This is a genomic window from Rhizobacter sp., assembly GCF_031412495.1.
Classification (GTDB): Bacteria; Pseudomonadota; Gammaproteobacteria; order Burkholderiales; family Burkholderiaceae_C; genus Schlegelella_A.
In genome coordinates, this window is sequence record NZ_JANODC010000347.1 from 1 (window position 1) to 10,594 (window position 10,594).

Below are 10,594 nucleotides of genomic sequence, written 5' to 3' on the forward strand. Positions count from 1 at the left end.
TGTCGCAGCCGGCGGTCAGCACGGCTGCGGCGAGGGCGAGGGACAGGGCAGTGCGGCGCATCGGAAAGCTCCGCACTCCTTATCGGCGCCGCTCGTGACGACTTGAGCGGGTGGCCGGGATCAGCGCCCGGCCATCGCCAGCAGCCGCGCCACGCGCTCCTCGGTCGCCGGGTGGGTCGAGAACAGGCCGCTCAGGCCGCCGCCGCTCAGCGGGTTCATGATCATCATCTGCGCAGTCGCGGGGTTGCGCTCGGCAGCCGGCATCGGCGTCCCGCGGGCGTAGGCGTGGATCTTCTGCAGCGCCGAGGCAAGCGCGCGCGGATCCCCGGACAGCTCGGCGCCGCCGCGGTCGGCCTCGAACTCGCGGGCGCGGCTGATCGCCATCTGGATCAGGCTCGCGGCCAGCGGCGCCAGCATCGCGACGGCCAGGCCCGCGATCGGATTGGCCGGCCGGCCTTCGCTGTCGCGGCCGCCGAAGAACACCGCGAAGTTCGCCAGCATCGAGATCGCGCCGGCCATCGTCGCGCTGATCGTCGACAGGAGGATGTCGCGGTGCGCGACGTGCGTCAGCTCGTGCGCCATCACGCCGCGCAGCTCGCGTTCGGTCAGCACGCGCATGATCCCGGTCGTCGCCGCGACGGCCGCGTGGGCCGGGTTGCGGCCGGTGGCGAAGGCATTCGGCGCCGCCTCGTCGATGACGTAGACGCGCGGCATCGGCAGCCCGGCCTTGTGAGCCAGCTCGCTGACCATGCCGTAGAACTGCGGCGCCGAGGTCGCGTCGACCTCGCGCGCGTTGTACATCTTGAGGACGAGCTTGTCCGAGAACCAGTAGCTGAAGAAGTTGAGGCCCACCGCGACGAGCAGCGCGATCACCATGCCCTGCTGGCCGCCGACGAAGGAGCCGAGGGCCATGAAGAGTGCGGTGATCGCCGCCATCAGGACGGCTGTTTTCAGCAGATTGAACATCGAAGCCCCTTCGCGACCGATGCCTCTGTTCGACGCGTGGCCGATAGATGATGCCGCTGCGCGGGAGTTCAAATGCCGGAGAGGGGATTGCCGGCCCTGGCCTTGAACAGGGCGCCGACCCGCGGTGCCCGGCCGCGCAGGAACTCCGCAGCGGCGAGGCGCCGGCCGCCGGGCCGCTGCAGCTCGGTCAAGGCGAGGGAAGCGTCGCCGCAGGCGACGGTCAGCGCGCCATCGGCGGTCGACAGCACTTCGCCGGGGCGCCCGGTTGCGGAACGCACTTCGCCGCGCCAGCAGGTAATCGTCTCGCCTTCGAGCTCGCTGCGCGCGCCGGGGAACGGGTCGAACGCGCGCAGGCGGCGCTCGATGACGGCAGCGCTCTCCAGCCAGTCGATCACGGCCTCGCCCTTGCCGATCTTGGCGGCGTAGGTGACGCCGGCCTCCGGTTGCGGGCGCGCGGCGAGTGCCCCCAGCGCCAGGTCGCGCAGGCCGTCGACCGCTAGCTCGGCGCCGAGGTCGGCGAGCCGGGCCTGCAGCGTCGCCGCGGTGTCGGCTGGCGAGATCGGCGTCGTCCGGACCGCGAGCATCGCGCCGGTGTCGAGGCCGGTGTCCATCTGCATCAGCGTCACGCCGGTGCGCTCGTCGCCGGCCTCGATCGCGCGCTGGATCGGCGCCGCGCCCCGCCAGCGCGGCAGGAGCGAGGCGTGGATGTTGATGCAGCCCTGCGCCGGCAGGTCGAGCACCCAGCTCGGCAGGAGCAGGCCGTAGGCGGCAACGACGATGACCTCGGGCCGGGCTTCTTGCAGGGCTTCGCGCGCCGCCTCGGCGTCCTCGGCGTAGCGGCCGTCCAGGCGAAGCCCTCGTGGCTGCGCCACGGCAACTCCCCGCGCGAGCGCGAACGCCTTCACCGGCGATGGCAACAGCTTCATGCCGCGCCCGGCCGGGCGATCCGGCTGGGTCAGGGCGAGCGCGATCTCGTGACCGGCGCCGTGCAGGCGCTCAAGCGCGACGCGTGCGAAGTCGGGCGTGCCGGCGAAGACGACGCGCATGCTCGGCGCCTCAGCAGCCGCGCAACGCCGGCATCAGGCGCGCTCTTCCACGCGGCTCTTCTTGAGCATGCGGGTGCGGATCCGATTGCGTTTCAAGGGACTCAGATACTCGACGAAGACCTTGCCGAGCAGGTGATCCATCTCGTGCTGGACGCAGACCCCGAGCAGGCCCTCGGCATCGAACTCCTGCACCTGCCCGGCCCGGCCCAGCGCACGGACCCGGATTCGGGCATGGCGCGAGACCTTGTCGAAGATCTCGGGCACCGACAGGCAGCCTTCGTCGGTCAGCACGCGCTCGTCGCTCGCTTCGACCAGCTCCGGATTGATCAGGACGAGCGGATCGTCGCGCCCTTCCGAGGTGTCGATGACGATGACGCGCTCGTGCACGTCGACCTGCGTGGCGGCCAGGCCGACGCCCTCGGCGTCGTACATCGTCTCGATCATGTCGTCGACGAGCCTTCGGATGCGGTCGTCGACCTGGGCGACCGGTTTGGCGACGGTATGCAGGCGCGGATCGGGGTAACGAAGTATGTCGAGCTTGGCCATTTGTGACGATTCGATTCAGCGGCGCAGGAATGTGGATGCCGGACAACGCCAACAGGTGAGAAAGGTCTCACGCACCGGGCTGCAGATGGCGCACTTTCGTTGCGATATCAATGCTTTATGGGCAGAATCTCTGAGGCAGGGTGAGATTTTCGCCGATCGATTCAATACTGCGAATAAACCCCGGCGATGACCTTTCGAGCCGTTCATGCGAGCACGCCTCGCCATTCATGAGAACCTTCCGCATGAGCCTTCGAAATCGCGTCCTGTCCATGCCCGTCCACGCTATGGCCCTTGCCGGCATCGCCTCGTTGCTGGCCCCGCTTCCCGTCGGCTCGGCGACACCGAATTTTCCCATCACCGCCGAGCAGCGCAGCACGGCGCAGCGGACCGCCGAGCAAGGCGTGCCGCTCAGCGAGCTGCTCCCGAACGCTCCCGACGTCTACACCGTCAAGCCGCGCGACACGCTCTGGGACATCTCCAAGATGTACCTGAAGAGCCCGTGGCGCTGGCCCGAGCTCTGGGGCATGAACCTGGAGCAGGTCCGCAACCCGCACCTGATCTTTCCCGGGCAGATGCTGTTCCTCGACAAGTCGAACGGGCGGGCGCGGCTCCGCATGGGCCAGCCGGTCGGCGGCTCGGGCGATGCGAAGCTGTCGCCGCGCATCCGCTCGCGCGACATCGCGATCGACGGCATCGCCTCGATCCCCTTCAACCTGATCGAGCCCTTCCTCAACGAGGCTGTCATCTTCGAGACCAATGCCCTGGCCGCGGCGCCGCGCATCGTGGCCACCCAGGAAGGCCGGGTGCTGCTCTCGCGCGGCGACACCGCCTACGTGCGCGGCGAGATCGGCATGGAGCGCGAGTACCGCATCTTCCGCGAGCCGCGGCCGTTGCGCGACCCGACGACCAAGGAGATCCTCGGCTACGAAGCCACCTACGTGGGCGCCTCCGAGTACACCGTGCAGGGCGAGACGCGGACCAACGCCGAAGGCAAGGCCGAGATCGTCCCCGCCACCTTCACCGTGACCAGCATCCGCCAGGAAGCCGGCGTCGGCGACCGGCTCGCCCCGATCCCGTCTCGCGAGTACACGAACTACGCGCCGCATCCGCCTTCGGCGCCGATCGCCGGGCAGATCGTCTCGATCTACGGCGATGCCCTCACCGCGGGCCAGAACCAGATCGTCGCGCTCAATCGCGGCGCCAATGACGGCATCGAGCGCGGCCACGTCCTCGCCCTGTTCCGCGACGGCAAGGTCGTCGTCGACCCCACCGACAAGGGCCGGACCAGGATCAAGCTGCCCGACGAGCGCCACGGCATCCTGTTCGTGTTCCGCGTCTTCGAGCGGATGTCCTACGCGCTCATCCTGTCGGTGAAAGACCCGGTCGCCGCCGGCGACCGCTTCACGCAGCCCTGAGCGTCTCGCCGCCAAGGGTGCGGCCTCGGTGATGGATCGCGACGAGTTCAGTGCCTGGCTGCGCTTGCTCGAGACGCCCGGCGTCGGCCGCGACGCAGCACGGGTCCTGCTGTCCTCCTTCGGGTCTCCACAGGCGGCGCTCGCTGCATCCGGCGGTGCGCGCGCGAAGCTGGTCGGTCCGGGACCTTCGGCGGCGCTGGCTGCCCCGATGGCCGAATTCGAGGCGCGCCTGGACGCCGGGTGGCGCTGGCTCCATGGCGCGGACGGGCCCGAGGAGACGCGCGACGTCGTCGCCATCGGCGACCCGCGCTATCCGCAGGCGCTCCTCGAAACCGCCGATCCACCGCTCCTCCTCTATGTCCACGGTCGGCCCGAACTGCTCTCGATGCCGGCGCTGGCGATCGTCGGCAGCCGCAACCCGACAGCGCAGGGCCTGGAGAACGCCCGCGCCTTTGCCGCTCACCTTTCTGGAGCCGGCTGGGCTGTCGTCTCCGGCCTGGCCCTGGGCATCGACGGCGCCGCCCACGAGGGCGCCCTGGCGGGCGGCGGCGCGACGATCGCCGTCGTCGGCACGGGGCTCGACCGCGTCTACCCGGCGCGCCATCGCGGCCTGGCCCAGCGCATCGCCGCGCACGGCCTGCTCGTCAGCGAATTCGCCATCGGCACGCCCGCCCTGCCGCCCCACTTCCCGATCCGCAATCGAATCATCGCCGGCCTGGCCCGCGGCACGCTCGTCGTGGAGGCAGCCCTGCACTCGGGCTCGCTCATCACCGCGCGGATGGCTGCCGACGGCGGCCGCGAGGTCTTCGCGATCCCGGGCTCGATCCACTCGCCGCAGTCGCGCGGCTGCCACCTCCTCATCAAGCAAGGGGCCAAGCTGGTCGACAGCGCCAGCGACATCCTGGAGGAGCTGATGTCGGCTTCCGACGCCGTGCCGAGCGGGACAGCGGAGGCGACCGCGGCACCAGGGCCGAAGGATCCGCTCCTGGAGGCCCTGGGCTACGAGCCGATGAGCCTCGACGAGCTCATCGCCCGGACCGGGCGCAGTGCCGCCGACCTGTCGGCGCGCCTGCTCGACCTCGAGCTCGAAGGCCGCGTCGCCCGCATGCCGGGGCAGATGCTCCAGCGCATCGAACGGGGTTGACGAGTGCCGCCCCGGGCTCGTTCGCCGTTCGTCCTCTCGGCAATGTGGGCGAAATCGCTGGGGTATAGTGATTTGATGTTCGATGTGCTCGTGTATCTCTACGAGAACTACTGGCGGCCTGATGCCTGCCCCGGGCACGAGCAACTGTCCAGGAAGCTCACCTCCGTCGGCTTCGAATCCGACGAGATCGAGGACGCTCTTTCCTGGCTCGACGGCGTCGCTGCGGTGGCGCAGGCGCGCGTCGGCGAGCAGCAGCACGAGAGCATTCGCGTCTATGCGCCGGTGGAGCAGGAGCACCTCGGCGAGCAGTCGATCGGCTTCATCACCTTCCTCGAATCGGCCGGGGTCCTGCCGCCGACGATGCGCGAGATGGTGATCGATCGTGCCAGCGCCATTCCGGGCGGGCCGCTCGACCTGGAGGACCTGAAGATCATCGTCCTGATGGTCTTCTGGAGCCTGGGCGAAGAGCCCGACGCGCTGATCCTCGACGAGCTGTTCGTCGACGAGGAAGACCGCCTCATCCACTGAGGGCCGGCGCCCTCCGTCGCGCTACGCGAGGAGCCGGCTGGGATCGCCGTCGAGCTTGGCCATCGCGCTTCGCGTGGCGCGAACGGTGAGCGCCTCGTCCTGGGCCGGCACCAGCAGCCCGGCCTGCAGGAAGGCGGCGAGCCGATGCTGCTGGAACAGGATGCCTCGGCCTTGCGGCGAGACGAAGAGCGTGAGCTGGCGCCGCATGCCCTGCCAGGCGAGCTGGACCGCCTCGTTGCGGTTGCGGTAGTCGAGCATGTACCAGCTCCCGACCTGGAGCTCGCGGGCCCAGGCCAGCATCGCCGGCGTCGGCATCGAGCCGCCCTCGGCCACGACTTCGAGCTCGGAGCTCTCGTGGCCCGAGAGGTCCATGACCAGCGACTCGTCGATGTCGACGTCCTCGCTGTCGGGCAGCAGCTCCTCGAGCGTCTCGAGGCGGCCCATCAGCTCTTCGAGCCGCTCGTGCGAGATCGCCGCCGCCTTGGCCGTGAACGCCGCGGCGAGCGAATTGTTGAGCCGCTGGATGTGCTCGTCCTGCTTGGGTAGCGGGATCCCGGCCTCGTCCATCCCGTCGCGCAGGGTCTTCAGCAGCGGCGGCAGCCGGCGGATCACTTCGGCGCGCTCGGCCCGCGACACCTTGGCGCTCGCCGACCAGATCAGGTCGGCGGCGGCGCGCTTCATCTCCTTGGTCGCGTCGCCGTTGTTGGACTTGACTGCGGCCGTGGCGAGGACGTCGGCCCAGACCTGGAACAGGAACTCGCGCACGCCTTCCTGGACCGGCACGTCGTTGAGCATCTTGCGCAGCTCGATCGTGTACTGGATCGCCAGCGTTTCGCGCTGCTCGACCTGGGCGGCCAGCGAGACGCCCTTCTTCGACGCCTCGTTCTCGTTCTTGAAGTAGTGTTCGAGGAACTTCTCGAACTCGGTCAGCACGGTCTGGAAGACGCGCCGACCGGTGTCTGGGTAGGCCTCGACGACCTGCACGACGCGCTTGATCTCCTTCTCGAGAAGATCGCCGACGACGCGGCTGCTCGAATCGAAGCCCATCACGCAGGCGCCCATGCGGTCGATCAGGCGCCGGGCCGGATGCTCGACGGTGGCGAAGAAGTCGGGCTCGGAGACGGCCACGCGCAGCACGGGCATCTGCAATCGGGCGAACCACACGCGCACCGTCGCCGGAATCGCGTCTTCCATGAGGATGCTCTGGAACAGCAGGGCGACGATCTCGATGGTGGCGCGCTCGACGGGCGACGTCGCCGCCTGCTTGAGCGCTTCCTTGCGCTGGTGCAGTTCCTCGAGCAGGGCCGGGGTGCCGACCGGCGCCATGCCGCCGCTGGCCGCCGCCGCGGCTGCCGTCGAGAGGCGCCGGGCGACGCCTTCCTGCGCTTCCGAGATCGCCGCCTGCAGGCGCGGCGAGGGCGGCTGGGCCTGCGAGGTATCGGCGAACTCGGGCAGCTGCCGGCCGACGAGCCGGTTCAGGCGGCCCAGCACGGCTTCGGCCGGATCGGCGCCGCGGGCGAGGCCGGCGGCGCGGGTCATCAGCCGCGTTTCGTCGCCGACCTCGTGCTTGGCCTGGCGCATCGCCGAGTACTGGAAGTCGGTCGCACTGCTCGGCGCCGATCCGGTCTGCCGGCCGAAGCCGCCCGATGCCGTGCCGGAGCCGGAGCTCGAGGCCGAGCCCGGCCCCGAGGCGTCGTGGCTCGTGCGGCGGATGAAGGGGCGCAGGTCGACCTCCGGCAGCACGTTGCGCTGCAGGAGGAAACGGTTGGTCTCGTGGTAGGCCTCTTCGGCGAAGAGCGACAGCTCGTCGTGCAGCACCGTCTGCAGCAGGCGCCAGGCATCGAAGCCGAGGGGAACGACGAGCCAGGAGCTGGTGACGACGCGCGCCAGCACGTGCGGGCGCAGGATGTCGTTGGTGTCGAGCTCCTCCCGGCTCTCGAGCATGTTCATGCGCGAGCGCAGGTCGGTGAACTCCCACGAGGCGCGGTCCATCATCGCCAGCGCCAGCCGCGAGCTGAGGATCTCGTGCTCGATCGTGTCGTCGTCGACGAGGCTGAGCTTGGGGCCGGCGCGGCTGGCGGCGGCGAGCGTCGGCAGGTCGCCGAGCTTGGTCTGCTGCACGGTGCCTGTCGCCAGCGACGACTGCAGCAGCGTCGTCATGCCCTGCAGCCAGACCGGAAAGGCGCGCTGCAGGGTGGGGATCACTTCGCGGCGCCGCATGGCGACGGCCGGCTCGGCCACCGCAGCGGCGAGGAGCCGCGCGCCTTGATCGACTGCCTGGACGACGCCCGGCAACCCCGCGAGCAGCCGCTCTGCATAAGACCGCCTCGCCTGCTGAGCCAATGCCGTCGAGTTGGCGGGAGTCGGCATGGGTGAGCGTGCGTCTCGTCCTGCGTCGGTCGTTTCGACTCTACACCACGGCCCCGGCGTTCGGATCCTCCGGATCGTGCTCCTTCGCCGTCGCTTTCACGAGATCTTCCCGTCTGACGCCCAGCCACATGGCGATGGCGGCAGCGACGAAGACGGAGGAGTAGATCCCGAACAGGATGCCGATCGTGAGGGCGAGCGCGAAGTAGTGCAGCGTCTGGCCGCCGAACAGCAACATCGACAGCACCATCATCTGCGTCGACCCGTGCGTGATGATGGTCCTGCTGATGGTGCTGGTGATCGCATGGTCGATCACCTGCGCCGTGTTCAGCTTCCTGTAGCGCCTGAATGCCTCGCGGATCCGGTCGAAGATGACCACCGATTCGTTGACCGAGTAACCGAGGACCGCGAGCACCGCGGCCAGCACCGACAGCGAGAACTCCCACTGGAAGAAGGCGAAGAAGCCGAGGATGATGATCACGTCGTGCAGGTTGGCGACGATGGCGGCGACCGAGAACTTCCACTCGAAGCGCATCGCCAGGTAGATCATGATGCCGATGATCACGAAGGCGAGCGCCTTGGCGCCGTCTTCGGCCAGTTCGCGGCCGACCTGCGGCCCGACGAACTCGCTGCGCGACAGGCGGAGCGGCTCGGTTGCCGGGGTGCCCGGCGCGGAGCAGACCTGCCGTGACGTCGACTGTCCCTGCTCGACCGCACCTTCCCGGGTCGCGATGGTCCCTCCTTCGGCCTTGCAGAGCTCCGAGAAGACGCGTGCGACCAAGTCGGCCTGCTTGATGTCGCCGCGCAGCGGGACGCGGATCAGCACGTCGCGCGAGCTGCCGAAGTTCTGGACCAGCACGTCGCCCAGGTTCAGCTCCTCGACGGTCCGCCGCACCTTGGGGATGTCGGCGGCCTGCGCATAGGCCGTCTCGATCACGGTGCCTCCCGTGAACTCGATCGACAGGTGCAGACCGCGCGTGGCAAGGAAGAACACTGCAGCGAGAAAGGTCACCAACGAGATAAGGTTGAGGACCAGCGCATGCCGCATGAACGGGATGTCGCGCCGGATTCTGAAGAACTCCATCGTGTCTTTCGGTGACTTGCTCGGTGATCCGGATCAGCTCTCTGCCGGAACGCTCGGAGCGGGCTTCCACACCTGCCCGATCGAGATCCCCTTCAGTCGCTTCTTGCGCCCGTACCAGAGGTTCACGAGGCCGCGCGAGAACATCACCGCCGAGAACATCGACGTGATGATGCCCAGGCAGTGGACGATGGCGAAGCCGCGCACCGGGCCGGACCCGAAGGCGAGCAAGGCGAGGCCGGCGATGAGCGTCGTCACGTTCGAGTCGAGGATGGTCGCGAACGCCCGCTCGTAGCCGATGTTGATCGCCGCCTGCGGCGACGCGCCGCCGCGCAGCTCCTCGCGCACCCGCTCGTTGATGAGCACGTTGGCGTCGATGGCCATGCCCAGGGTCAGCGCGATGGCGGCGATGCCCGGCAGGGTCAGTGTCGCCTGCAGCATGGACAGCACCGCGACCAGGAGCAGCAGGTTGAAGGCCAGCGCCAAGGTCGAGAAAACGCCGAAGAGCAGGTAGTAGCCGCACATGAAGGCGGCGATCGCGGCGAAGCCGTAGATGACGCTCTGGAAGCCCTTGTCGATGTTCTCGGCGCCGAGGCTCGGCCCGATGGTCCGCTCCTCGATGATCTCCATCGGCGCGGCAAGGGACCCGGCACGAAGCAGCAGCGCCGTGTCATTCGCCTCGGCCGTCGTCATGCTGCCCGAGATCATGAAGCGCGAGCCGAGCTCGCTGCGGATCACCGGCGCGGTCACGACCTCGCCCCTGCCCTTCTCGAACAGCAGGATCGCCATCCGCTTGCCGACGTTCTCGCGCGAGACGTCGCGCATGATGCGGGCGCCCTTGGCGTCGACGGTCAGGTTGACGGCCGGCTGCTGCCTGTCGTCGAAGCCGGGCTGGGCATCGGTCAGGCTCTCGCCGGTGAGCAGGACCTGGCGCTTGACGATCAGAGGCGTCGAGCCGCGCTCGACGTAGCGCTCGCTACCGAACGGCACCGGGCCGGCGCCGCTCGCCGCCAGGCGGGCCTCGCTGCTTTCGTCGACGAGGCGCATCTCGAGCGTCGCCGTCCGGCCGATGATGTCCTTGGCCTTGGCGGTGTCCTGAACCCCCGGCAGCTGGACGACCACCCGGTCCGCGCCCTGCTGCTGGATCACCGGCTCGGCGACGCCGAGCTCGTTGACCCGGTTGTGCAGCGTGGTGATGTTCTGGGTCAGCGCGGCCGCCTGGACCTGTTGCGCCGCGGCGGGCTTCAGGCCGCCGCTCAGCTTGAAGTCGGTGCCGTCGACGCTCTCCTGCCAGTCGACGTCGGGAAGCTGGTCCTGCAGGAGGTTGCGCGCCGTCACCAGGGTCTCGCGGTCGCGGAACCGCACCGCCACGGTGTTGCCGTCGCGGGCGATGCCGGTGTGGCGGATGTTCTTGTCGCGCAGCATCGTGCGCACGTCGCCGGCGATCGCATCGGCCTTCTTGAGGAGCGCCGCCTTCATGTCCACCTGCATCAGGAAGTGG

General features: G+C 69.2%; 9 protein-coding genes. 3 read left to right on the forward strand and 6 right to left on the reverse strand.

The features are described 5' to 3' along the window. Positions 1-120: 120 nt before the first annotated feature. From htpX to def, 3 genes are all read right to left on the reverse strand, one after another. Entirely contained in the window at positions 121-966 is an 846-nt protein-coding gene (htpX, locus tag AC30N0_RS12690; RefSeq protein ID WP_489518270.1) for a zinc metalloprotease HtpX, read from the reverse strand. A gap of 68 nt (positions 967-1,034) precedes the next feature. Then, positions 1,035-2,012 carry a methionyl-tRNA formyltransferase gene (gene fmt / locus AC30N0_RS12695; RefSeq protein WP_489518271.1) on the reverse strand — a complete coding sequence of 326 codons (978 nt, stop codon included), beginning with the start codon at positions 2,010-2,012 and terminating at the stop codon, positions 1,035-1,037. Between the two features lie 33 nt (positions 2,013-2,045). Beyond that, entirely contained in the window at positions 2,046-2,558 is a 513-nt protein-coding gene (gene def, locus AC30N0_RS12700; protein ID WP_489518272.1) for a peptide deformylase, read from the reverse strand. A gap of 269 nt (positions 2,559-2,827) precedes the next feature. On the opposite strand from def, the gene AC30N0_RS12705 reads away from it, so the two are divergent. From AC30N0_RS12705 to AC30N0_RS12715, 3 genes are all read left to right on the forward strand, one after another. Next, positions 2,828-3,973 carry a LysM peptidoglycan-binding domain-containing protein gene (locus AC30N0_RS12705; protein ID WP_489518273.1) on the forward strand — a complete coding sequence of 382 codons (1,146 nt, stop codon included), beginning with the start codon at positions 2,828-2,830 and terminating at the stop codon, positions 3,971-3,973. Positions 3,974-4,004: 31 nt separating this feature from the next. Beyond that, complete coding sequence (gene dprA, locus AC30N0_RS12710; RefSeq protein WP_489518274.1) at positions 4,005-5,117, forward strand: DNA-processing protein DprA; 1,113 nt, start codon at positions 4,005-4,007, stop codon at positions 5,115-5,117. A gap of 75 nt (positions 5,118-5,192) precedes the next feature. Continuing rightward, positions 5,193-5,645, forward strand: coding sequence for a Smg family protein (locus tag AC30N0_RS12715; protein WP_489518275.1), 453 nt, complete (start codon positions 5,193-5,195; stop codon positions 5,643-5,645). Positions 5,646-5,666: 21 nt separating this feature from the next. Here AC30N0_RS12715 and AC30N0_RS12720 read toward each other — a convergent pair whose 3' ends face one another. From AC30N0_RS12720 to secD, 3 genes are all read right to left on the reverse strand, one after another. After that, complete coding sequence (locus AC30N0_RS12720; protein WP_489518276.1) at positions 5,667-8,015, reverse strand: DUF1631 family protein; 2,349 nt, start codon at positions 8,013-8,015, stop codon at positions 5,667-5,669. Between the two features lie 40 nt (positions 8,016-8,055). Further along, complete coding sequence (secF, locus tag AC30N0_RS12725; protein ID WP_489518277.1) at positions 8,056-9,096, reverse strand: protein translocase subunit SecF; 1,041 nt, start codon at positions 9,094-9,096, stop codon at positions 8,056-8,058. Between the two features lie 33 nt (positions 9,097-9,129). Beyond that, a partial coding sequence (gene secD, locus AC30N0_RS12730; RefSeq protein WP_489518278.1) for a protein translocase subunit SecD occupies positions 9,130-10,594 on the reverse strand: 1,465 nt, incomplete at its 5' end.

Excerpts from the sequence above, each read along its gene's own strand:
- htpX (WP_489518270.1), bottom strand. The coding sequence starts at position 966 with ATGTTCAATCTGCTGAAAACAGCCGTCCTGATGGCGGCGATCACCGCA.
- fmt (WP_489518271.1), bottom strand. The coding sequence starts at position 2,012 with ATGCGCGTCGTCTTCGCCGGCACGCCCGACTTCGCACGCGTCGCGCTT.
- def (WP_489518272.1), bottom strand. The coding sequence starts at position 2,558 with ATGGCCAAGCTCGACATACTTCGTTACCCCGATCCGCGCCTGCATACC.
- AC30N0_RS12705 (WP_489518273.1), top strand. The coding sequence starts at position 2,828 with ATGCCCGTCCACGCTATGGCCCTTGCCGGCATCGCCTCGTTGCTGGCC.
- dprA (WP_489518274.1), top strand. The coding sequence starts at position 4,005 with ATGGATCGCGACGAGTTCAGTGCCTGGCTGCGCTTGCTCGAGACGCCC.
- AC30N0_RS12715 (WP_489518275.1), top strand. The coding sequence starts at position 5,193 with ATGTTCGATGTGCTCGTGTATCTCTACGAGAACTACTGGCGGCCTGAT.
- AC30N0_RS12720 (WP_489518276.1), bottom strand. The coding sequence starts at position 8,015 with ATGCCGACTCCCGCCAACTCGACGGCATTGGCTCAGCAGGCGAGGCGG.
- secF (WP_489518277.1), bottom strand. The coding sequence starts at position 9,096 with ATGGAGTTCTTCAGAATCCGGCGCGACATCCCGTTCATGCGGCATGCG.